Source organism: Tabrizicola sp. (assembly GCF_036781545.1).
Lineage (GTDB): Bacteria > Pseudomonadota > Alphaproteobacteria > Rhodobacterales > Rhodobacteraceae > Tabrizicola.
This window is the reverse complement of sequence record NZ_DAIQAT010000052.1, coordinates 1-20,589: the sequence shown is the minus strand read 5'-3', so window position 1 is coordinate 20,589 and position 20,589 is coordinate 1. Positions and strand designations below refer to the sequence as shown.

General features: G+C 67.5%; 22 protein-coding genes and 1 tRNA gene. 11 read left to right on the top strand and 12 right to left on the bottom strand.

The window, feature by feature from the left end:
- Nucleotides 1-135: 135 nt before the first annotated feature.
- Nucleotides 136-339, top strand: a complete 204-nt coding sequence (locus tag V7Q39_RS10265; RefSeq protein WP_333816483.1) for a DUF1127 domain-containing protein — start codon at nt 136-138, stop codon at nt 337-339.
- Between the two features lie 140 nt (nt 340-479).
- Nucleotides 480-728: a hypothetical protein gene (locus V7Q39_RS10260; protein ID WP_333816482.1), complete on the top strand. Its 249-nt coding sequence runs from the start codon at nt 480-482 to the stop codon at nt 726-728.
- Between the two features lie 67 nt (nt 729-795).
- Here the strand turns inward: V7Q39_RS10260 and rpsI are convergent, their stop codons facing one another.
- The 4 genes from rpsI to V7Q39_RS10240 form a co-directional block, all read right to left on the bottom strand.
- Nucleotides 796-1,278 (bottom strand): 30S ribosomal protein S9, encoded by a 483-nt coding sequence (gene rpsI, locus V7Q39_RS10255; RefSeq protein ID WP_333816481.1) that lies wholly within the window; start codon nt 1,276-1,278, stop codon nt 796-798.
- A 2-nt stretch (nt 1,279-1,280) separates the two neighbouring features.
- The gene (gene rplM / locus V7Q39_RS10250; protein WP_137112580.1) at nt 1,281-1,745 is read right to left on the bottom strand and encodes a 50S ribosomal protein L13; all 465 of its coding nucleotides are present in this window, start codon (nt 1,743-1,745) and stop codon (nt 1,281-1,283) included.
- A 200-nt stretch (nt 1,746-1,945) separates the two neighbouring features.
- Nucleotides 1,946-2,722 carry an SseB family protein gene (locus V7Q39_RS10245; protein ID WP_333816486.1) on the bottom strand — a complete coding sequence of 259 codons (777 nt, stop codon included), beginning with the start codon at nt 2,720-2,722 and terminating at the stop codon, nt 1,946-1,948.
- A gap of 4 nt (nt 2,723-2,726) precedes the next feature.
- Nucleotides 2,727-3,323: a uracil-DNA glycosylase family protein gene (locus tag V7Q39_RS10240; RefSeq protein WP_333816480.1), complete on the bottom strand. Its 597-nt coding sequence runs from the start codon at nt 3,321-3,323 to the stop codon at nt 2,727-2,729.
- A gap of 175 nt (nt 3,324-3,498) precedes the next feature.
- On the opposite strand from V7Q39_RS10240, the gene V7Q39_RS10235 reads away from it, so the two are divergent.
- The 6 genes from V7Q39_RS10235 to V7Q39_RS10210 all read left to right on the top strand — a co-directional run bounded on the left by V7Q39_RS10235 (nt 3,499) and on the right by V7Q39_RS10210 (nt 8,850).
- The gene (locus tag V7Q39_RS10235; protein WP_333816479.1) at nt 3,499-4,716 is read left to right on the top strand and encodes a Na+/H+ antiporter NhaA; all 1,218 of its coding nucleotides are present in this window, start codon (nt 3,499-3,501) and stop codon (nt 4,714-4,716) included.
- A 117-nt stretch (nt 4,717-4,833) separates the two neighbouring features.
- Entirely contained in the window at nt 4,834-5,487 is a 654-nt protein-coding gene (locus V7Q39_RS10230; protein ID WP_333816478.1) for an ABC transporter ATP-binding protein, read from the top strand.
- Nucleotides 5,471-7,228, top strand: a complete 1,758-nt coding sequence (locus tag V7Q39_RS10225; protein WP_333816477.1) for a capsule biosynthesis protein — start codon at nt 5,471-5,473, stop codon at nt 7,226-7,228. The genes V7Q39_RS10230 and V7Q39_RS10225 overlap by 17 nt, the downstream gene beginning before the upstream one ends.
- 11 nt (nt 7,229-7,239) lie before the next feature.
- Nucleotides 7,240-8,070 (top strand): 3-deoxy-8-phosphooctulonate synthase, encoded by an 831-nt coding sequence (kdsA, locus tag V7Q39_RS10220; protein ID WP_333816476.1) that lies wholly within the window; start codon nt 7,240-7,242, stop codon nt 8,068-8,070.
- A 1-nt stretch (nt 8,071) separates the two neighbouring features.
- Nucleotides 8,072-8,404 (top strand): phosphotyrosine protein phosphatase, encoded by a 333-nt coding sequence (locus tag V7Q39_RS10215; protein ID WP_333816475.1) that lies wholly within the window; start codon nt 8,072-8,074, stop codon nt 8,402-8,404.
- A gap of 53 nt (nt 8,405-8,457) precedes the next feature.
- Complete coding sequence (locus tag V7Q39_RS10210) at nt 8,458-8,850, top strand: DUF1801 domain-containing protein (RefSeq protein ID WP_333816474.1); 393 nt, start codon at nt 8,458-8,460, stop codon at nt 8,848-8,850.
- A 97-nt stretch (nt 8,851-8,947) separates the two neighbouring features.
- Here V7Q39_RS10210 and V7Q39_RS10205 read toward each other — a convergent pair whose 3' ends face one another.
- Nucleotides 8,948-10,114 (bottom strand): NAD(P)/FAD-dependent oxidoreductase, encoded by a 1,167-nt coding sequence (locus V7Q39_RS10205; RefSeq protein ID WP_333816473.1) that lies wholly within the window; start codon nt 10,112-10,114, stop codon nt 8,948-8,950.
- 112 nt (nt 10,115-10,226) lie between these two features.
- Between V7Q39_RS10205 and V7Q39_RS10200 the strand changes: the two genes are divergently transcribed.
- Nucleotides 10,227-10,301 (top strand) — tRNA-Gln (locus tag V7Q39_RS10200).
- A 90-nt stretch (nt 10,302-10,391) separates the two neighbouring features.
- Here V7Q39_RS10200 and V7Q39_RS10195 read toward each other — a convergent pair.
- From V7Q39_RS10195 to V7Q39_RS10165, 7 genes are all read right to left on the bottom strand, one after another.
- Complete coding sequence (locus tag V7Q39_RS10195; protein ID WP_333816472.1) at nt 10,392-11,360, bottom strand: lysylphosphatidylglycerol synthase domain-containing protein; 969 nt, start codon at nt 11,358-11,360, stop codon at nt 10,392-10,394.
- Between the two features lie 260 nt (nt 11,361-11,620).
- Nucleotides 11,621-12,343 (bottom strand): proteasome-type protease, encoded by a 723-nt coding sequence (locus V7Q39_RS10190; RefSeq protein WP_333816471.1) that lies wholly within the window; start codon nt 12,341-12,343, stop codon nt 11,621-11,623.
- A 30-nt stretch (nt 12,344-12,373) separates the two neighbouring features.
- Nucleotides 12,374-13,180: a transglutaminase family protein gene (locus V7Q39_RS10185; RefSeq protein WP_333816470.1), complete on the bottom strand. Its 807-nt coding sequence runs from the start codon at nt 13,178-13,180 to the stop codon at nt 12,374-12,376.
- Nucleotides 13,180-14,130, bottom strand: a complete 951-nt coding sequence (locus V7Q39_RS10180) for an alpha-E domain-containing protein (RefSeq protein ID WP_333816469.1) — start codon at nt 14,128-14,130, stop codon at nt 13,180-13,182. Before V7Q39_RS10180 ends, V7Q39_RS10185 begins: the two co-directional genes overlap by 1 nt.
- A 79-nt stretch (nt 14,131-14,209) precedes the next feature.
- A complete protein-coding gene (locus V7Q39_RS10175) occupies nt 14,210-15,601 on the bottom strand; it encodes a circularly permuted type 2 ATP-grasp protein (protein ID WP_333816485.1) in 1,392 nt (463 codons plus the stop codon).
- A 147-nt stretch (nt 15,602-15,748) separates the two neighbouring features.
- Entirely contained in the window at nt 15,749-16,492 is a 744-nt protein-coding gene (locus tag V7Q39_RS10170) for an SDR family NAD(P)-dependent oxidoreductase (protein WP_333816468.1), read from the bottom strand.
- 14 nt (nt 16,493-16,506) lie between these two features.
- Nucleotides 16,507-18,126: a GMC family oxidoreductase gene (locus V7Q39_RS10165; protein WP_333816467.1), complete on the bottom strand. Its 1,620-nt coding sequence runs from the start codon at nt 18,124-18,126 to the stop codon at nt 16,507-16,509.
- A 378-nt stretch (nt 18,127-18,504) separates the two neighbouring features.
- Between V7Q39_RS10165 and V7Q39_RS10160 the strand changes: the two genes are divergently transcribed.
- Together V7Q39_RS10160 and V7Q39_RS10155 are read left to right on the top strand one after the other, a co-directional pair.
- Complete coding sequence (locus tag V7Q39_RS10160; protein ID WP_333816466.1) at nt 18,505-19,383, top strand: helix-turn-helix domain-containing protein; 879 nt, start codon at nt 18,505-18,507, stop codon at nt 19,381-19,383.
- A gap of 161 nt (nt 19,384-19,544) precedes the next feature.
- The coding region (locus V7Q39_RS10155) for an ABC transporter substrate-binding protein (RefSeq protein WP_443082506.1) at nt 19,545-20,589 on the top strand (1,045 nt) is incomplete at its 3' end.

The window sequence follows — 20,589 nt, the reverse complement described above, 5'->3', positions numbered from 1 at the left end:
CCGGGGAATTGAGTCAGATCGGGCGCCCAACTTGTATCAGTCACAATAAACCTCTGGCGACTCATTGCGGAGTATTGATACAATATCTGTACAAGGAACGGCAGATTGTATCAACACAAATCGAAGGAGGCAAACATGCCCCGCACCCATATCCAGACCCTTCCGCTGCGCGCCCGTCCCGGCGTTGTCGCGCGTCTGGTCACTGCCGTCACCACCTTTGCCGATCGCCGCCGCGACCGCCAGCGCCTTGGCCAGCTTGACACGCATCTTCTGCGCGACATCGGCCTCGACGTGCAGGACGCCCGCCGCGAAAGCGACAAGCCGTTCTGGCAGCCCTGAGCCATTCCCCGAGCGATCTTCGCTCTTACCCCTGACTGGGCCGGGTTTTCCCGGCCCTTCTTTTTTTGCGTCACGGCAAAAGCTTGTCAGACATGCGCCCAAGGCGCAGGATGGACGCAGCGAAAAGAAAGGATACCGGAATGCGGGACTTCTTCATCCTGGCTCTCGAAAAGCTGATCGCCGTCTTCATCGTCGTCGCAGGCATTGCGGTCCTGGTCATCAGCGTCATGGCGATGGCCAGCCCGCAGGGCGGCGCGCTGCAGGGCCTTGCGGTCCTGATCGGCGGCGGGCTCTATGTCGTGATGATGGGGGGAATGCTCTATCTGTTCCTCGGCATCTACCACAACACCAAACGCACGGCCGAGCTTCTGGCCGCCAAGGCGGGCTGAACCAAAGCAAAAGGCCCGCCTGTAGGGCGGGCCTTCGTTTGTCGTAGGGTGTGCTTCAGCGCACCGTTTACCGCTTCGAGAACTGGAACGAGCGGCGTGCCTTCGGCTTGCCGTATTTCTTCCGTTCGACGACGCGGCTGTCGCGGGTCAGGAAGCCTGCCGCCTTCAGAGCGCCGCGCAGGGCGGGTTCATAAAGTTGCAGGGCTTTCGAAATCCCGTGCTTCACCGCACCGGCCTGACCCGAGAGGCCACCCCCGGCAACAGTCGCATAGACATCGAACTGGCCTTCGACGTTCGCCACGGTGAAGGGCTGCTTCAGGATCATCTGCAGCACGGGACGGGCGAAGTAGACCGCCATTTCCTTGCCGTTGACCACGACCTTGCCCGAGCCGGGCTTGACCCAGACGCGGGCGACCGCATCCTTGCGCTTGCCGGTGGCATAGCACCGGCCCAGCTTGTCGCGGACGGGGGCGCGGGGCGCGGCTTCCACGGCGGCAGGCGCGGAGCCGACAGCCGATTTCAGGTCATCGAGAGATTTGATATCGGCCATGATCACGCGCTCCGGGTGTTCTTCGGGTTCAGGACCTTGACGTCCAGAACGGTCGGCTGCTGCGCCTCATGCGGATGCGCGGCGCCTGCATAGACGCGCAGGTTGGTCATCTGCTGGCGGCCCAGGCGGTTGCGGGTGATCATCCGTTCCACGGCCTTTTCCACCACACGTTCCGGGTGGGCGCCTTCCAGCACCTGACGCGCGGTCCGCTGCTTGATGCCGCCGGGATGCCCGGTGTGCCAGTAATAGACCTTGTCGTCGCGCTTCTTGCCGGTCATCTGCACCTTGTCGGCGTTGATGACGATGACATTGTCACCCATGTCCATGTGGGGGGTGAAGGTCGGCTTGTTCTTGCCGCGCAGGATGTTGGCGACGATCGTGGCGAGGCGGCCCAGAACGACGCCCTCGGCGTCGATCAGGATCCACTTCTTCTCGATGTCCGCCGGAGTAGCGGTGAAGGTTTTCATCGTGGTTCCCAACGAAAAGGGGGCAAGGACTGCCCCCGGAAATTCGGATGCGGGCTTGTCGCAGAAGCGGGATGCAGCGTCAACCCGCGATACCAAGATTAAACCATTTGAAATCAGTGCCTTGCAATAAGGGTATCATATTACCCCAAACACAAGCCCTTCATCTTTGCCCAAATATCCCCGCCGGAGGCTCCGCCCGGTCAGCGGAGCTTGGGCGGGCGCGAGGGGTCCATTCCCGGCGCGGCGGGGGCGAGGTCCTGCACCTGCGGCTTCGGCAGGTCGAAGCGCAGGGCCACCTTCGCCATGGCCTGTGCCGCCGGGGAGTCTGTGGCAAGGAACACCACGTCCAGCTCCCCCGCCTCTATCCCGGAAAACACCAGCGCCTCGTTCATCGCGCGGGCCAGGGCCGGTTCCGCCCCCTCCGCCGCGTCGATCAGCGCGAGGAGATGCCCGCGCCGCCCGCCCGCGTAGACCACCCCCGCCAGCAGCGCCGATGCGGCAAGCCCCCCCGCCCGGGCAAGCTTGCCGTCCAGCGCCGCGATCACCGCCTCGGGCACCATGGGCGGCAGGAACTCCTCGGGCAGCGCCTCGGCCTCCTCTGGCCCGTCGGCCAGCGTCTCGGCCAGCCAGTCCAGCGCCTCGGGCGGCAGAAGCATCGAGGAGGGCGCGACGCCGAGGTTCACGCCCATCCCGATCCCCTGCCCTTTCAGGAGCCCCGCGATCACCCGCCCCGGCAGCGCCGCATAGGGCGCGATGCCGCCGGTGAAGCTGGCCAGCCGCTCCTCGCGGTCGAAGACCAGCACCACCGGGCCGTCCTCCAGCGCGAAGACCTTCGGCTCCAGGCTCTCGCCCACCGCCTCGCGCTCCAACAGGATCACCATCTCGCCATCGGCCAACCGCTCGAAGAACCGGAGCCGCAGCGCCTCGTTCTCCGGGTCGGCGGACACCGCGGCATGGGCGGCATCAAGCAGGGTCACGACATCAGGCATCCAGAACCTCCCGCACCCGGGCACGCAGAACGGGCAGGAGATCCGCCTCGAACCAGGGGTTGCGTTTCAGCCATGCCGTATTCCTCCAGGACGGATGCGGCAAGGGAAAGACGCCCCGCGCGGCGGGCCCGCGCCAATCGGCCACGGTGGCGCTGACGTCCTTCGCACCGAGATGCCAGCGGATCGCCGCGCCGCCGACCAGCAGCGTCAGCGGCACCGGACCCAGTGCTTCCAGCGCCAGCGCCCGCCAGGTTCTGGCGCAGACGGGCGGGGGCGGCAGGTCGGCGCCCTTGGCGTCATAGCCCGGAAAGCAGAAGGACATCGGCAGCACCGCGACCCGCGACAGGTCGTAGAATTCGGCCGCGCCGATGCCCATCCAGTCGCGCAGGCGGTCGCCGGAGCGGTCGGTGAAGGGCCGCCCGCTTTCATGCACCCGAAGCCCCGGGGCCTGACCCGCGATCAGGATGCGCGTGCCGCCCTCCTCCTTGGGACGGAACCAGACCATGGGCCGCGGCTCATGGGCGGTCGCGGTCGCCTTGAACCGCGCCGCGCAGATGCGGCAGGCCCGGATGTCCTCGATCAACCCCATCGGGCCAGACTGGACCCCGATCGCCAGCGCCGCAACCCCGCCGCACCCTTGTGGCGCAAATACCCCGCCGGAGGCCGCTGCTGTCCGGCTGGCCCTTCCGGCTGGGCCTGCCCTTGCGGGACCTGAAAATCGCGGTCAAATGGCGGGACCCACAGGCTGCGCCCGAGTCCCCGGAATGTATCGCGTCTCCAGTTTCCTGCCCCGTTTCGCCAAGGCGCTCCTCGGCGGCGCGGCGCTGGCCACGGCCTGGGTGAACCTTGCCCCGGCAAGCTATTACGACGCCATCGAATTCCGCCTCCTCGACCTTCCGCGCTGGCTCGTTCCCCTGCCCTTCAGCCTGACGCCGCTCAACATCGTTGCAGACGGGCTGATGGCGCTTTTCCTCTTCTTCCTCGGCAAGGAGCTGTGGGAGGCGCTGACCCTGGAACAGGGCCCGTTGAGGGGACGGCAGGCGATCCTGCCCGCGGGACTCATGCTCGGGGGCATGGCCGGGGCGGCGGGGGTCTGGGTACTGGTGGGCCAGCTGGTCGAGACGGCGGAGGAAGCGGGCTTCGCCACCGGCTGGCCGGTGCCATTGGGGAGCGATGTGGTGCTCTGCTTCCTCATCGGCCGCGCGGTCTTCGGCCCCGGCCATCCGGCGCTGCACCTGCTGCTGCTCCTTACCATCGCCACGGATATCCTCGCGCTTGTCATCGCGGGGATCGCCGATCCCGAGGCCTCGCTGCGGCTGGTCTGGCTTTTGCTTCCGCTGGCCGCCGCGCTGGCCACCTGGGCGCTTTACGGCCGGGCGCCCGCCCCCGGCGCGCCGGAGCGCACCCGCCGCGCAGGCCAGCGGCTTCTGCCCTATGTGGTCGCGGGCCTTCTGTCCTGGATCGGCGTCGCCGCCTCCGGCCTGCCGCCCGCGCTCGGGCTTCTGCCGGTGATCCCCGCCATCGCCCATGCCGACCGCAGCTTCGGCCTCTTCGCCGAGGCGGAAGAGCTGTTGCACGACCCCCTGAACCGCCTGGCCCATGCGCTGCTCTGGCCGCTGACCGCGATCCTCTTCCTTTTTGGCCTGACCCGGGGCGGGATCGACCTTGCCGCCTTTGCGCCGACCACCGTCACCACGCTGACCGCGCTCTGGCTGGGCCGTCCGCTGGGGATGCTGCTCCTCGGTTTCGGCCTTGCCCTGGGTCTGGGGTTGCGCCTGCCGCCGGGCATCGGCCTGCGCGACATCCTGCGGATCGGCGTGATCATGGCGATGGGCTTCACCGTCCCCCTGCTCAGCCTGGAAAGCGCGCTTCCCGGCGGCGCGATGCAGGAGGCCGCCCGCCTTGGGCTTGCGCTCAGCCTCCTTGCCGGGCCGCTGGCGCTGCTTCTGCATCGCACGCCCAAGCGTGGCACGACTCCGTGAACCGGGTCTTTCCTGCTTCACTGCCCGGCTCTGGCCCTTTGAAAGCCACAAACCAGATGTTAACGATAGGCCGGTAGGCAGAACGAAGACGCCCAGCGAACGGGCGCGAGGCGAAGGATGATCGAATTTCACGACGTGTCGAAGTCGTTCTGGACCGGGACGCAGCGCAAGGTGATCCTTGACCGCGCCTCGTTCCGGATCGAGCCCGGCAATTCGCTCGGCATCCTCGCCCCAAACGGCACCGGCAAGACCACGATCATCAACATGATGGCGGGGCTGGAAAAGCCCGACGAAGGCACGATCCGAAAGACCTCGCGCGTCTCCTTCCCGCTGGGCTTCATGGGCGGCGTGAACGCCAAGCACTCGGCCCGGGAAAACTGCCGCTACATCGCCCGGCTCTACGGGCTCGACCCCGACTATGTCGAAAGCTTCTGCCGCTGGGTCTGCAGCCTCGGCGAATATTTCGACATGCCGCTGGCCACCTATTCCTCGGGGATGCGGGGGCGTTTCTCGTTTTCCCTGCTGCTGTCGATAGAATTCGACATCTACCTGATCGACGAGGGAATGCCTGCCTCCTCGGATGTCGAGTTCAACCGCAAGGCCGGTAACATCCTGCAGGAACGGCTGCTGAAATCCACCGTCGTCATCGTTTCGCACTCGCCCAAGACGCTGGAGAGGTTCTGCCGCTCGGCCGCCGTACTGCGGAACGGCAAGCTTTACCAGTTCGAGACCCTCGAAGAAGCGAAAAGCCTCTATGACTACCACGCCTAAGGCCGCGCGCTACAACACCCGCCGGGTTGACCGCCCCGCCCCGCCGGACGAGGACAGCGGGCTTCCCTTCGACACGCAGGAAGATGGCTTCGGCGCGCTCGATTTCCGCCGCCCGGACAATCACCTGCCGATCCCCGCGTCTTCGACGGCCTTCGCGGCCGACCCCATGGCCGCGGGTACGGGCGGCGCCTCCGCAGGCTCTGACGCCCCCCGCACCCCGGTTCGCAAGGCCGAGACGCCCGAGGAGATCGCCACCGCCAATGCCGCCATCGCCGCCGAGGGGCTGACCTCGCGCCAGTTCCGCCGCGCCGTTCTCATCGCACAGAAGAACCGGCTGACCCCGACCTCGGAATTCGACGCGGTGCGGCTTCTGCGCGAAGCGGGGATCGACCCGTTCTCGCGCGCCTCGCTTCTGCGCATCGTCGCCCCCGAGGCCGAGGCCACCTCAGATCCCGTGGTCGAGCCTGACCCCGCCGCATCGCCCGCCACGACGGGGCGCGAGCTTGCCCGCTTGCCCGGCGACACGGTGCAGCTGCCCAAGAAGATCAAGCCCGCGCAACTGCCCTCGACCGAGCATCGCGCCGAGGTCAATCAGGCGGCGGAAATCCTGCGGATGCAGCGGGACATCGCCCGGCGCAGGCGGCGGCGGCTCGCGCTTCTTGGCGCGCGGCTTTTCGCCTTCGTCCTGCTGCCGACCTTCCTCGCCGGCTGGTATTTCTACTTCATCGCCACGCCGATGTATTCCGTCCGCTCGGAATTCGTGATCCAGCAGGCAGGTCCCACCTCGTCCGGCGGCTCGCTCGGCGGGCTCTTCTCGGGAACCGCCTTTGCCACCTCGCAGGATTCCATCGCCGTGCAGGGCTATCTGCAATCGCGCGAGGCGATGGGTCGCCTGGACCAGGATCTCGGCTTCCGCGCGCATTTCCAGAGCGAGGCGATTGACCCGCTGCAGCGGCTGGACAAGGACGCAAGCCTCGAGGCCGCCTACAAGGTCTACAAGAAGTTCCTGAAGATCTCCTTCGACACCACCGAAGGCGTGATCAAGATGGATGTGATCGCAGCAGATCCCGAGATCGCCGCCGCCTGGTCGAAGCAGCTGATCAGCTATGCCGAAGGTCAGGTCGACCATCTGACCCGGCGCCTGCGCTCCGACCAGATGCGCGAGGCGCAGGAACATTACGATGCCGCCCACAAGGCGCTTGGCGAATCGCAGCAGCGCCTGATCGAGCTGCAGGAGAAGTTCAAGATCATCTCCTCGGAGACCGAGGTCGGGCTGATCGTCGGCCAGATCAACGGGCTGGAGACCCAGATCACCCAGGAGCGCCTTTCGCTGGCGCAGATGGAATCGAACCCCGAGCCGAACCAGGCCCGGATGGAGCCGGTCAAGCGCCGGATCGCCACGCTCGAGGCCCAGGTGGCCGAGCTGCGCGCCCGGATGACCGAGGATACGCCCGACGCCACCAGCCTGGCGCAGATCCAGGGCGAGCTTCTGGTCGCCCAGTCCGACCTGCAGACCCGGCAGATGCTGCTGGCCCAGGCGCTCCAGTCGATGGAGACCTCGCGGGTCGAGGCCAACCGCCAGGTGCGTTACCTGTCGCTGTCGGTCAGCCCGATCCCGCCCGACGAGGCGACCTATCCCCGTGCTTTCGAGAACACGCTGGTGACGATGTTGATCCTTCTGGGGATTTACCTCATGCTCTCGATGACCGCGGCGATCCTGCGGGACCAGGTCTCCTCGTAAGGGTTTCGCGCATGAAGGATGTCTCGATCGGCGGGCTGACCGTCGGCAACGACCGCCCGCTTCTGGTCATCGCCGGCCCTTGCCAGCTGGAAAGCTTGGACCACGCCCAGATGATCGCGGGCGCAATGGCCGAAGCCTGCGCCGCGGCGGGGGCGCAATATGTCTTCAAGGCCAGCTACGACAAGGCCAACCGCACCTCGCTTTCGGGCAGGCGCGGGCTGGGGATGGAGGCCGGTCTGAAGGTGCTGGAGGCGGTACGGGGCATGGGACTGCCGGTGCTGACCGACGTGCATGACGCGGGCCAGGCGCGCGAGGCGGCGCGGGTGGTCGACGTGATCCAGATCCCGGCCTTCCTGTGCCGGCAGACCGATCTTCTGCTTGCCGCCGGTGAGACGGGCGCGGTGGTGAACGTGAAGAAGGGCCAGTTCCTCGCCCCCTGGGACATGGCGAATGTGGCGGCCAAAGTCGCCAGCACCGGGAACGAGCGTATCCTTCTGACCGAACGCGGGGTCAGCTTCGGCTACAACGCGCTGGTGGCCGACATGCGGTCGCTGCCGATCCTGGCGCGCACCGGCTATCCGGTGATCATGGACGCGACCCATTCGGTGCAGCAGCCCGGCGGCCAGGGGAGCTCCTCCGGCGGTCAGCGCGAGTTCGCCCCGGTCATGGCCCGCGCCGCCGTATCGCTGGGGATCGCCGGGGTGTTCATCGAGACGCACGAAGACCCCGACCGCGCGCCTTCGGATGGGCCGAACATGATCCCGCTGCGCGACATGCCCGCGCTGGTCGCCAGCCTGATGGCTTTCGACCGGCTGGCGAAGGCCGATCCGCTGCGGGTCTGACATGGGCAGACAGACCGAGCGGGTGCTGTTCGTCTGCGGCAAGGCCCGGATGCGCAGCCCGACCGCAGCGGCGCTGGCACCCGATCTTCTGGGGGTGGAGGCTGACTGCGGCGGCCTCAGCCGCGATGCCGATGTGCCGCTCTCGGCCGATCAGGTCGACTGGGCTGACACCGTCGCGGTGATGGAGCGCAGCCAACTCGCCCGCCTCAAACGGCAGTTCGGCCCGCACCTGAAGGGCAAGCGCGTGGTCTGCCTGGATGTTCCCGACCGTTTCAACGCAATGGACCCCGGCCTGATCGCCCTCTTGACCCGGCAGTTCTCCCGGCTGGGATGATCTGGGATGATACGGAGCTTGCCGCACCAGCCCGGCGGTGGCAGGCTTCCGGTATGGCCCACGAAACCATCGACGACTATCACGCCGCACTCGCTCCGGCGGATCGGGCGATCTGCGACAGGCTCCGCACCGCAATCACCCGCGCTTTGCCCGATGCGGAAGCGCAGGTCTGGCACGCCCATCCGGTCTGGTTCCTGACCGGCAACCCGATCACCGGCTATTCGAAGCTGAAGGCCTGCATCCGGCTCCTGTTCTGGAGCGGCCAGTCCTTTTCCGTCCCCGGCCCGACGCCAGAGGGCAGCTTCAAGGCCGCAGAGGCGCGCTACCGCACGGTCGAGGAGATCGGCTCGAAGGCGCTTGACCTCTGGCTCGCCGAGGCGCGGGTGGTGCAATGGGACTACCGCAACATTGTCCGCAACAAGGGACGGCTCGACCGGCTCGGTTGATCCTCTGCCTCGGACAAAGGCTGAACGTCATGTCAACGTCCACGCCCAAGTCCTTGAAATCCCTAAGACCCGGAAGGCTGTCCCGCGTGGACACCCCTCACACCGCCTGCCCCGCCGCCCATCCGGAGGACCAGGCCCATTGGAAGTTGTAGCCGCCCAGCCAGCCGGTCACGTCCACCACCTCGCCCACGAAATGGAGCCCCGGCACCCCCAGAGCCTGCATCGTCCGCCCGTCCAGCGCCCTTGTATCGACGCCGCCCAGCGTCACCTCGGCGGTGCGGTAGCCCTCGGACCCGACCGGCACCAGCCGCCAGTCGCGGATGCCCGTCGCCACCCGGTCGAGCGTGGCCCCCGACAGCTCCGCCATCACCCCCGTCACCCCCGCCGCCTCTTCCAGATGCCGCGCCAGCCGCTCGGGCAGCCAGCGCCCCAGCACGGTCCGCAGCGCGAGCTTCCCCCGCGCCGCGCGCAGATCCGCCGCCACGTCGCAGCCCGGCAGGAGGTCCAGCGAGATCGCCTCCCCCTCGCGCCAGTAGGAGGAGACCTGCAAGACCGCCGGGCCGGACAGCCCGCGATGGGTGAAGAGCAGCGCCTCGTCGAAGCCGGTCTTCCCGCAGCTGACCCGCCCCGGCAGCGAGACGCCGGCGAGCGGCCGCATCCAGGCCAGCTCCTGCTCGGCAAAGGTCAGCGGCACCAGCGCCGGGCGGGTTTCCACGACGGGCAGGCCGAAGGCCTCGGCCAGCCGGTAGCCGTAGGCCGTCGCGCCCATCTTCGGGATCGACTTGCCCCCGGTCGCCACCACCACCGCTTGCGCGCGTTGCAGCCCCCGCGCAGTCTCCACCTCGAACCCCTCGCCCGCCCGCCGCACCTCGCCCGGCGCGCAGCCGAGCCAGAGCGTGACCCCGGCGCGGTCCATATCGCGGACCAGCATCTCGACCACCTGGGTCGCCGGCCCGTCGCAGAAAAGCTGGCCCAGCGTCTTCTCGTGCCAGGCGATCCCCGCCGCATCCATCCGGGCGATGAAGTCCCACTGGGTGAAGCGCTTCAGCGCGGACAGCGCAAAGCGCGGGTTCTGCGAGAGAAAGCGGTCGGGGGCGATGTTCAGGTTGGTGTAGTTGCAGCGCCCGCCGCCCGAGATGCGGATCTTCTCGCCCGGCGCCCGGGCATGGTCGACGACCAGCACCCTTCGGCCCCGGCGCCCCGCCTCGATGGCGGCCATCATGCCGGCAGCCCCGGCGCCGAGGATAATCGCGTCCCAGATCATGCCCCGTCCTAGCCGCCCCGCCCCGCTCCGGCAAGCCGCGCCGGAGGGGCGAAATTTTCACCCCTTGCCCCTTGCACGCCCCCAGCCCCTTCGCTAAACACCGCCGCACGGTTGGGGCGTCGCCAAGTGGTAAGGCAGCGGTTTTTGGTACCGCCATACCTAGGTTCGAATCCTAGCGCCCCAGCCAAACTTTCCCCTGACAGTCGAAAACCAATGCCGCACAGCGGTTTCCCGCGGGATCATGGGGTCAGGCGCGGGCCATATGCGACCCGGCGCGTCACGCGCCTTCCGGCTGGCGCTTGGGGCGCAGCTGGCCGTGCTCGAACAGGGCCACCAGCACGAGGCCCAGGATCAGCGGGAAGATCAGGTAGAACATGCGGAACACCAGGAGCGCCGCCAGCACGATCTCCGGCTCGAACTCCGGCAGGCCGGTGATGACGGCCAGTTCGAACACGCCCAGGCCTCCGGGAGCGTGCGAGAGAAGCGCCAGGGTGAAGCTGACGACGAAGACCCCCATCACCACCATATAGCCGGGGTTGCCCTCGGCGGGCAGCGCGAAATACAGGATTCCGGCGGCGAAGAGAATCTCCACCGGCGCGATCGTCACCTGTTTCAGGGCGATCGGCAGCCTGGGATAGGAAATGCGGAAATTGCGGATCCTGAGATCCGGCAGCCCGAGCGCCGATGAAATCAGATAGGCCACCACGATCAGAAGCGTGGCCACCGCCAGCCAGTGCACAAGAGCGGGCGACAGGAACTGCGGCAGCCGATCCGCCAGATCGGGCATCACCAGAAAGGCGATCCCCAGCACGATCATCACCGCCAGCGAGAAGGTCAGCGAGCAGAAGGTCACCAGCACGCCGACCTCGGGGCCGCTCAGCCCCTTGGTCGTATAGGCGCGGTAGCGGATCACCGCCCCGGTAAAGGCCGACGCCCCGATGGTATGGGCCAGCGAATAGGTGGTCAGCGCGCAGCCGGTGACGAAGGCGAAGCCCACCTTCTTCTTCAGATGCTGCAGCGCGATCACGTCGTAGAGCGCGAGGTTGATATAGCAGCACAGCGTGCAGAGGACGATCAGCCCCCAGTTCATCCGGGGGATGGCCGCGAAACCGGCCCAAAGATCATCCCAAGACATGTCCCGAAGTTCATGGGCGAGAAACCAGAACGAAACCGCAATCGCGGACAGGCCGATGGCCGGCCAGATCAGTTTCTTCCACTTCGCGCCGCGCCGAGTGATGTCTGCCACCTGCATACGTCCTGCTGTTCTCTGCCCCTTCCGGGTTCATGCGCCCGGTTCCGCCATTGGACCCGCATTCCCGACCCGAGGCAACTCCAACCAAGGGGAAAATCGCAGGAATCACGATCTTCTGTTTCCCCGGCCCCGACCGGGGGGGGAAGCTGCTTCCCGATCCCGTCGACAGGCGATGACTGTCCCATGTGCTCGGCACGATCGGGGACTGGGAGAGGTCCATCCGGCTGCAGTCCCTCGGCGCCGGGCCCGCCCGGTCAGATGCTGATCTTCGCGAACCCGTCGCGCAGCGCGGTGGACCAGGCTTCGGACATGGCACGGAACTGGGGATCGCCCGCCTCGATCCGGCGCTTCTGCGTGACCTTGCAGGCGTCGCGCTCAATCACCGCGAGGTCCAGCGGCATCCCCACCGACAGGTTCGACCGCAGCGTCGAATCCATCGACAGGAGCACCGCCTTCACCGCGTCGGCGAGGCTGGTCGTCGGCTTCACCACCCGGTCAAGGATCGGCTTGCCGTATTTGTGTTCGCCGATCTGCAGGAAGGGCGTGTCCTCGGTCGCCTCGATGAAATTGCCCTCGGGGTAGATCAGGAACAGCCGCATCGCGCCGCCCTTCCTTTGCCCGGCGACGATCATGCTGGCCGAGGCCCCCTGCATGGCGGAAAGCTTCTCGTCCACCTCGGCCCTGACCTTGGCCAGCGTCGCCCCGACGATCTCGGCGACCTTCAAGAGCGTGGGCGCGAGCATGATCGAGGTATCCGGCGTGGCCTCCGGGTCCTCGATCGCCTCGCGCAGCTGGGCGATGGCGGTCTGCGAGACGGACAGGCTTCCGGCGGTCATGATCACGATGACACGCTCGCCGGACTCCTCGAAAGTGAACATCTTGCGGTAGGTCGAGATGTTGTCGAGCCCGGCATTGGTGCGCGTGTCCGACAAGAGCACCATGCCTTCATTCAAGAGAAGGCCCACGCAGTAGGTCATCCGTTGTCCCCCAGTTCCGCGCCGGGCAGCCTATTGGGCGGATTGCTGGACCGCAACCATCACATCCATCGCCTCGCGTCCGCCCCCGCGCGCGATGCCGCGGATGGGCGCGGCGTCCTGGGCGTCGAAGCCCGAGCCGAGGCGGATGTAGCGGGCATCGGGGCATGAGCGGTTCGCGGGGTCGAAGCCGACCCAGCCGAGGCCGGGGACATGCAGTTCGGCCCAGGCATGGGCGGCTTCATGCGGCGTGCCGTCTTCGGTGGCAAAGAGATAGCCCGAGACATAGCGCGCCGGGATGCCCCGACTGCGGGCGCAGGCGATCAACGCATGGGCATGGTCCTGGCAGACGCCCTCGCCCAAAGCCAGCGCCTCGGCGGCGGTGGTATGGGCATGGGTCACGCCGGGGCGGTAGGCGATGGCCTCGGCGACAGCTGCGGACAGCGCATGGGCGAGGGAGAGAGGGTCGGGGCCGGTGGCGGTGTTGGCCAGGGCAGCCAGCGCGACGTCGATCCGCGTGGGGACGGTCTCGCGCAGGTAGCAGTCGGGGGCTACGGTCTCGCGGTGGCCGCGCAGAACCCCCGCCAGATCCTCGGTCTCCACCGTGCCCTGCACCCGGACGGCGATCTCGGTGACCGGCCCGGCGATGGTCCAGCCCTGCACCAGATCCCCTGCCCCGTCGCGGTGCCGGGCGCCTTTGGTGCCCTCGGTCACCGTGACGTCCCAGTCGAGCACCTTCTGGCCCGCAAAGACCGAAGGCGTCAGGCGGTGGCTTTGCACCACCGACCGGACGGGCGTGTCGTAGCGGTAGCGGGTCACATGATCGACGGTCAGGCGCATCAGCGCATCTCTCCGCTGAGGTAGCTGTCGTGGATGGCATTGGCGAGCACCGCCGCCTCGGCGATGTAGCGGGTCAGGAATTCGTGCAGGCCTTCGTCGAAGATCGCCTCGACCGTGGCGGATTCGATCCCAGCGGCGAGGCCGCGCGCCTTCTCCTGCGCCTCGGTCTCGCGTCCGTAGGCTTTGGCGAGGCGGCCGAGGTGGTTGGTCAAACCGGCAGTGCAGGTGGCCAGCGAGCGGGGCGACTGCGGATTGCGGATCAGGAAATCGGCGATCTTCGCCGCCGTCACCTCGCCGCCATAGGCCCAGTGGAAGGCCCGATGCGCCCCCATCGCGCGCAAAAGCGTGGTCCACTGGTAGTTGTCGAGGCCGGAGCCGACGAAATCGACGCGGGGAAGAAGGACGTAGTATTTCACGTCCATCAGCCGGGCGGTGTTGTCGCCGCGTTCCAAGTAATAGCCGATGTTCAGGAAGTTGAACCCGTCGTCGCGCAAGAGCGTGGCGTCGATGGCACCCCGCAGCATGGCGGCGTGGCGCATGGTCCAGTCGGTGAGGCGCGAGAGTTCGAGCTTCGAGCGTTCCTCGCGCTCCAGCTGCTTCAGCTCCTGGAAGGCGGTGTTGAGCGCATCCCAGACCTGCGTCGTGAGCGCGGTGCGGACGATGCGCCCATTCTCGCGCGCGGCAGTGATGCAGCTGGCAACGGAAGACGGGTTGTCGCGGTCGAAGAACAGGAAGCTCTCGATGTTGCGCTGCACGGTCTGGCCGTATTTCTGCGCGAAGGCATGGGTCAAGCCGGTGGCCTGCAACAGGCTGTCCCATTCGCTGCGGTAGCCGTGCGCGCTGGGAAGAAGACTTATGCGGCTGCCGACCTCCAGCAGACGGGCGACGGTATCGGCGCGCTCCATGTAGCGGGCGATCCAGTAGAGGTTGTCGGCGGTGCGGCTCAGCATGACATGAACTCCGTTCCGCATGCGCATGATTTTTCTGCGGAAAATCGCAATTCTTCGCAGAAGAGTTGTGCCCGGCCACTCATTCCGCCAGCACCCAGGTGTCCTTGACCCCGCCGCCCTGCGAGGAGTTCACCACCAGCGAGCCTTCCGTCAGCGCCACCCGCGTCAGGCCGCCGGGAACCAGGTCGATCCGCTCGCCGACCAGGCAATAGGGGCGCAGGTCGACATGGCGCGGGGCCACCCCTTCCTCGACGAAGGTCGGCACCGTCGACAGCGCGAGAGTCGGCTGGGCGATGTAATTCGCCGGATCCTCGGAAAGCTTCGCCCGGAACCGGTCGATCTCGTCCCGGCTGGCCTTGGGACCGACCAGCATCCCGTAGCCGCCTGATCCGTGGACCTCCTTCACCACCAGATCGGCCAGGTTCGCCAGCACATGGGCCAGGTCCTCGGCCCGGCCGCATTGCCAGGTGGGCACGTTCTGCAGGATCGGCTCCTCGCCCAGATAGAAGCGGACCATGTCCGGGACATAGGTGTAGACCGCCTTGTCATCGGCCACCCCCGCCCCCGGCGCCGAGCAGATCGAGACGCCGCCGGACCGGTAGACGTCCATCAGCCCGGGGATGCCCAGCATGGAATCGGGGCGGAAGCACAGGGGATCGAGGAAGGCATCGTCGATGCGGCGGTAGATCACGTCCACCCGCTGTGGGCCTTCGGTGGTGCGCATCCAGACATGATCGCCATCGACGAAGAGATCCTGCCCCTCGACCAGTTCCACCCCCATCAGATCGGCCAGCAGAGAATGTTCGTAATAGGCGCTGTTGAAATGGCCGGGGGTGAGGATGACGACCGTAGGCTCGCCCGGGCAGCGGGCGGGGGCGACGCTGGCCAGCGTGCGGCGCAGCTTGTCGGCATAGGTGTCGACGGGCTCGATCCGGTTCTCGCGGAAGAGGTCGGGGAACATCCGCATCATGATCTCGCGGCTTTCCAGCATGTAGCTGACGCCCGATGGCGTGCGGCAGTTGTCCTCCAGCACATAGAATTCGTCCGGCCCGGTGCGCACGATGTCGACGCCGACGATATGGGAATAGACCCCCTTCGGCGGCACGAAGCCGGCGACGGCCTTTTCATAGGCCTCGTTCTGATAGACGAGGCGGGCGGGGATGCGGCCCGCCCGGATGATCTCGCCCCGGCCATACACATCGACGAGAAAGGCGTTCAGCGCCCGCGCCCGCTGCTTGATGCCGCGCTCCAGCTTCGCCCATTCGCCACCCGAGAAGACGCGGGGGAACATGTCGAAGGGGATCAGCCGGTCGGGGTCGCCGCCCTCGCCATAGACGGCGAAGGTGATGCCGATGCGACGGAACAGGGCCTCGGCCTCGGCCTGTTTCAGGCTGCGCAGCTCCTGCGGCATGGTCGCGACCCAGTCCTGCAGGCGGGAATAGGGGATGCGGACCTCGGCCCCCTGGAACATCTCGTTGAACTGCGCCACCGGAAACCCCCGACCTGCCCTGGCCCGACTAGAGCAGAGCCAGCCTTCGGCGCAAAGCGTTTCCACCGGGATTTCGCCCTTGGGGTGATCATCTGCTCAAGTTTTGGGCATCGACGGGCCGCGCAGCGCCTAGCGCAGGGCGACCGGCGCGCGGGAACGGCCGAGAATCCGGTCCTTCATCCGCCCCTTGAGCGACCGGGGCAGCGCATGTTCCCGGTCCTGCAGGAAGACCAGACCGTTGATTTCGGGCGATTTCATCAGCGCCAGCCGCGCCCCCCATTCCGCGGCGAGCTGGGGGGCGACCCCATCGGGAATGCCCTTGCGCGGCTGGTGGGTGCCCGGCACCCAGTCGGTGATCACGATGCCGGGGAAGCGGTCGCCCAGATCGGCGACCAGCGCGCGGGTGTAGATGCGCAAGGCGCCCTTCGACACCGAATAGCCGGCCGCAAGCGGCGCGGGCTGCACATCGGCGAAGGTCACGACATTGACGATCCGTCCGGACCCCGCCGCCACCATGCCGGGCAGCACGGCGTGGCAGCAGTTGACCGCCCCGCCCAGGTTCAGCTGCAGCGTGTCCATGAAACTGGCCGGAGTCTCGTCCAGGATGTCGCGGTCGGGATAGGTCTCGCTGTTGTTGACAAGGATGGTCGGCGCCCCCAGCCGCGCGCGGATGTCGTCGAAGGCGCGGGCGACATCGGCGGGGTCTCGGACATCGGCGACGACGGGCAGGATGCGGTCGTCCGCAGGCTGGAACGCCTGGCGCGACAGGCCCGCAACCATCACCCCCAGCCGAACCAGGGCCAGCGCCAAGGCCTCGCCAATGCCCCAGCCGGCCTCGGTGATCACGGCGATCTCGCTTAGTGCCTCCTGCATTCTCATATCCCGCATCAGCCAGTCTTGCGCCCTTCCCGGACCAGCCGGACCGCCACCAGATCGGCAACGCGCAGGGCGTTGGCCGCGATGGTCAGGCTGGGATTGACGCCCATCGAGCTTGGAAAGAATGAGGCATCCGCGACATAGAGATTGTCAAGATCATGCGCCCGGCAATCCGCATCCAGGACCGAGGTCGCCGGATCGGTGCCGAAGCGCAGCGTTCCGCAGGGATGGCCGAAGTTCAGAAGCGGCGAGAAGGTGAGAAACAGGATCCGGTGCCGCGCCAGCGTCCGGCGCATCGCCCGGCGAAAGAGGCTGCGCCGCGCCCGCAGCTCGTCGGGGATGCGATAGTCCACCTGCGGCACTTCCGGATCTTCGGGGTGCGGCCGCACCCGGTTCTCGGGATAGGCCAGGTCCTCGATCACGGCGACGAAGACCGTCGCGCTGCCGAAGAGCCTGGCGCTGGCGCGGGCGAAAACCGTGGCCGCCTTGCCCAGGCCCGGCACGCGACGCAGGACCGAGCGGGCGATCATGCCCTTCAGGTGATCGGCGATCCGCCCGGCATCGGCCGCGACCCCCATCGACTGCACGAGGCCCAGCCGCTTGCCTTCGTGCGCGTAGAGGTCGCGGAAGGCGACGGCCCGCGTGGCGCCCGCCGCCGGACTGCCGCGCCGGGGCCAGACGGCGACCATCTCGTTCAGGTGGAACATCAGCCCGCGCCCGACCCAGCCGCTGGAATTCGCGCAGCCCGCCGCGTGGGTGCCCGTCGACCGCAGAAGAAGGCCCGGCGAATGCAGCGCCCCTCCGGCCAGGACCACGATCTCGCCCTGCAGCCGATGCTCGGCCCCCGCCACGCGCACCCGCAGGCTGGTGATCCGCCCGGCCGCCTCGACCAGTTCCTCGACCGTGCAATCGGCCAGAAGCGCCGCCCGCCCGGTCTGAAGCGCGGGCTCCACCCCGGCGGAGCGGCCATCCATCTTGCAGGGCCGCGGGCATTTGTGCCCCAGGCAATCGCTGCATCCGGGGACCCGGCGCAGCGCCTCATGCGCGCGGTAGGGATGCAGGCCCGCCTGGCGCAGGTCGCGGAAAAGCGCCGCCTCGGTCGGCGTTAGCGGCGGGGCGGCAAGGCCGGGAGGCGGCAGGCCGGACAGGGGATCGGCGTCGCCCCGGACCGACAGCAGCTCTTCCGCCTGATCGTAATACGGCCGGAAGGCATCATAGCCCACCGGCCAGCCGCCCGCCGGATGCGGCATCTCGTTGGTGCTTTCCAGATCGTGCCGTTCGGGGCGCTCCGCCGCCGCCGCGTAGAAGACCGACGAGCCGCCGACCCCGCTGCCCAGCGGGGCGAAGAAGCGGTGCGCCGCGCCGCCGTCGACGGTGGCCTCCATCATGGTCGGCCACAGCCCCCGCGATTGCCGCGCGGCATAGTCCGACAGGTCGTCACGCAGGAAATGCGACTCGGCCCGGTGGCCCAGCGGCCCCTTCTCAACATAGAGGACCGCCAGCCCATGTTCGGCCAGGCGCCGCCCGGCCAGCCCGCCACCGATGCCCGTGCCGATCACGATGACGTCCCAGCTGTGCCTGGCAGCCTCGGCGACGCTCAGCTGTCCATGCGGGCGCGGGAGTGCCGACATCACTTGCCTTGCCCGGAAAACGCCTTGGGCCGGTGAACCATCTCAACCCGCCGTGCCGCTGCGCTGGTCGGGGTCTTCCGACCCCACAGCCTTGGGCACGCCCCTTTCGCAAAGTGACCCCGTTCGGGCGCGACACTTGCCGGATTCAGGCCCCCGGGCAAGCCCTTTGTCGCCGCCGCCTTGTCTTGAAGCACGTCCGGGCAAGTCACCGAAAGCAATAATTTGACCATACTGCAGTGCAGAAAGTCAAAAAAGTATCACCATCCGGTCGATGCAGATGTAGCAGGACGCGATTCTTTGCGGCAAGCTTTGAGGGCGGGCCGTTGCTTGACGACCTGCGCCCTGCGCGGGAGACGCGGGTGGTTGGGGGAGGACGTGATGCAGCCGGATCTCGAAGTCGTCCAGATCGGCCAGGGCCAGTCCTTCAAGGCCTGGGAGCACGGCTACCCGTTCCACACCGTCCGCTGGCATTTCCACCCCGAGCTTGAGGTGCACCACGTCATCGCCACGACGGGGCGCTGCTACATCGGCGACCATATCGGCGAATTCGGGCCGGGCCAGCTGGTCCTGACCGGGCCGAACCTGCCGCACAACTGGATTTCGGATGTGCCGGAGGGTGTGGTGATCCCGCTCCGGAACCGCATCGTGCAGTTCCCGGAAGCGCTTTTGCACCGGATCGCCGAGCTGTTCCCGGAAACCGGCGGCTTCACCCCGCTCTTCGACCTCAGCCGCCGCGGCGCCCTCTTTACCGAGGCCTGCACCAGCCGCGTCGCCCCGATCCTGGCCGAGCTGGTCGGCGCGAAGGGCCCCCGCCGCGTCAGCCTGTTCCTCGACCTCCTCGCGAACCTCGCCGCCGACACCGGTGCGCGGGCGCTGGCCTCGGACGCCTATCTGCCGGACCCTTCGGGCTTCATGACCGCAGGCGTCAACACGGCGCTGGCCTTCATCAACGACAACCTGACCGAAGCTTTCACCGAGGCCGACCTTGCCACGACGGCGGGGATGACCGCTTCGGCCTTCTCGCGCAGCTTCCGCCGCCACACCGGGATGGGGGTGGTGGAATGCGTCAACCGCCTGCGGATCAACCTGGCCTGCCAGATGCTGATGAACGAGACCGGGAAGACGGTGACGGACATCTGCTACGCGGTGGGCTTCAACAACCTGTCGAACTTCAACCGCCAGTTCCTGCGACGAAAGGGAATGCCGCCCAGCCGGTTCCGCGCGCTGCACGAGGACAATCGCGCGCTGGCCGCCTGAGCCCGCAAGACACGAACCGAATGACTGGCCGCGCCCGACCCTCCGGTGCGCAGCGTGGCCGGTTGTTGCCCGAAGCCTCGGGCAAGCCACGCGCAACCGGGAAACCCCCGCCGCCCCCTGACTGGGCCGGGAAGATCGACGACCACCAAGGGAGAGAGACCATGACCAAGACCAAGATGATGCTGCTGGCCGGGACGGCGCTTGCGCTGACCTCGGGCACCGCCTTTGCGCAAGAGGCCGCGACCGTGGCTTTCCTGATGCCCGACCAGGCCTCGACCCGCTACGAGCAGCACGACTTCCCCGGCTTCGAGGCCGAGATGAAGAAGCTCTGCGCCGACTGCACGGTGATCTACCAGAACGCCAATGCCGACGTGGCGCTGCAACAGCAGCAGTTCAACTCGGTCCTGGCGCAAGGTGCGAAGGTGATCGTGCTCGACCCGGTCGACAGCTCGGCCGCCGCCGCGCTGGTGACGCTGGCGCAGTCGCAGGGCGTCAAGGTCATCGCCTATGACCGCCCGATCCCGGATGCCCCGGCCGATTACTACGTCTCGTTCGACAACAAAGGCATTGGCCAGGCCATCGCGCAGTCGCTGGTCGACCATCTGAAGGCCACCGGCGTGCCGGACGGCGCGGGCGTGTTGCAGATCAACGGCTCGCCCACCGATGCCGCCGCCGGGCTGATCCGCGACGGGATCGACGCGGCGCTTGACGCCTCGCCCTACAAGACCCTGGCCGAGTTCGACACGCCGGACTGGGCGCCGCCGGAAGCCCAGCAATGGGCGGCGGGCCAAATCACCCGCTTCGGGGCCGAGATCGTCGGCGTGGTCGCCGCGAACGACGGCACCGGCGGCGGCGCGATCGCGGCCTTCAAAGCGGCGGGCGTCGATCCGGTTCCGCCGGTCACGGGCAACGACGCGACCATCGCGGCGCTGCAACTGATCATCTCGGGCGACCAGTACAACACCATCTCGAAACCCTCCGAGATCGTGGCGGCGGCGGCAGCCAATGTGGCGGTGGCCTTCCTGAAGGGCGAAACCCCGGAAGCCAAGACCACGCTTTACAACACGCCGTCGGAGCTTTTCGTCCCGGCGGTGGTGACGGCCGAGAACATCAAGGCGGAAATCTTCGACAAGGGCATCAACAAGCCCGAGGAAATCTGCACCGGCGAATATGCCGAAGGCTGCAAGGCGCTGGGGATCACCCAGT

What these genes read in the sequence shown, in the direction of transcription:
- V7Q39_RS10265 (WP_333816483.1), top strand. Translation starts at nt 136, where the DNA reads ATGCCCCGCACCCATATCCAGACCCTTCCGCTGCGCGCCCGTCCCGGC.
- V7Q39_RS10260 (WP_333816482.1), top strand. Translation starts at nt 480, where the DNA reads ATGCGGGACTTCTTCATCCTGGCTCTCGAAAAGCTGATCGCCGTCTTC.
- rpsI (WP_333816481.1), bottom strand. Translation starts at nt 1,278, where the DNA reads ATGGCCGATATCAAATCTCTCGATGACCTGAAATCGGCTGTCGGCTCC.
- rplM (WP_137112580.1), bottom strand. Translation starts at nt 1,745, where the DNA reads ATGAAAACCTTCACCGCTACTCCGGCGGACATCGAGAAGAAGTGGATC.
- V7Q39_RS10240 (WP_333816480.1), bottom strand. Translation starts at nt 3,323, where the DNA reads ATGGGGTTGATCGAGGACATCCGGGCCTGCCGCATCTGCGCGGCGCGG.
- V7Q39_RS10235 (WP_333816479.1), top strand. Translation starts at nt 3,499, where the DNA reads ATGTATCGCGTCTCCAGTTTCCTGCCCCGTTTCGCCAAGGCGCTCCTC.
- V7Q39_RS10230 (WP_333816478.1), top strand. Translation starts at nt 4,834, where the DNA reads ATGATCGAATTTCACGACGTGTCGAAGTCGTTCTGGACCGGGACGCAG.
- V7Q39_RS10225 (WP_333816477.1), top strand. Translation starts at nt 5,471, where the DNA reads ATGACTACCACGCCTAAGGCCGCGCGCTACAACACCCGCCGGGTTGAC.
- kdsA (WP_333816476.1), top strand. Translation starts at nt 7,240, where the DNA reads ATGAAGGATGTCTCGATCGGCGGGCTGACCGTCGGCAACGACCGCCCG.
- V7Q39_RS10215 (WP_333816475.1), top strand. Translation starts at nt 8,072, where the DNA reads ATGGGCAGACAGACCGAGCGGGTGCTGTTCGTCTGCGGCAAGGCCCGG.
- V7Q39_RS10210 (WP_333816474.1), top strand. Translation starts at nt 8,458, where the DNA reads ATGGCCCACGAAACCATCGACGACTATCACGCCGCACTCGCTCCGGCG.
- V7Q39_RS10205 (WP_333816473.1), bottom strand. Translation starts at nt 10,114, where the DNA reads ATGATCTGGGACGCGATTATCCTCGGCGCCGGGGCTGCCGGCATGATG.
- V7Q39_RS10190 (WP_333816471.1), bottom strand. Translation starts at nt 12,343, where the DNA reads ATGACCTACTGCGTGGGCCTTCTCTTGAATGAAGGCATGGTGCTCTTG.
- V7Q39_RS10185 (WP_333816470.1), bottom strand. Translation starts at nt 13,180, where the DNA reads ATGCGCCTGACCGTCGATCATGTGACCCGCTACCGCTACGACACGCCC.
- V7Q39_RS10180 (WP_333816469.1), bottom strand. Translation starts at nt 14,130, where the DNA reads ATGCTGAGCCGCACCGCCGACAACCTCTACTGGATCGCCCGCTACATG.
- V7Q39_RS10175 (WP_333816485.1), bottom strand. Translation starts at nt 15,601, where the DNA reads ATGTTCCAGGGGGCCGAGGTCCGCATCCCCTATTCCCGCCTGCAGGAC.
- V7Q39_RS10170 (WP_333816468.1), bottom strand. Translation starts at nt 16,492, where the DNA reads ATGCAGGAGGCACTAAGCGAGATCGCCGTGATCACCGAGGCCGGCTGG.
- V7Q39_RS10165 (WP_333816467.1), bottom strand. Translation starts at nt 18,126, where the DNA reads ATGTCGGCACTCCCGCGCCCGCATGGACAGCTGAGCGTCGCCGAGGCT.
- V7Q39_RS10160 (WP_333816466.1), top strand. Translation starts at nt 18,505, where the DNA reads ATGCAGCCGGATCTCGAAGTCGTCCAGATCGGCCAGGGCCAGTCCTTC.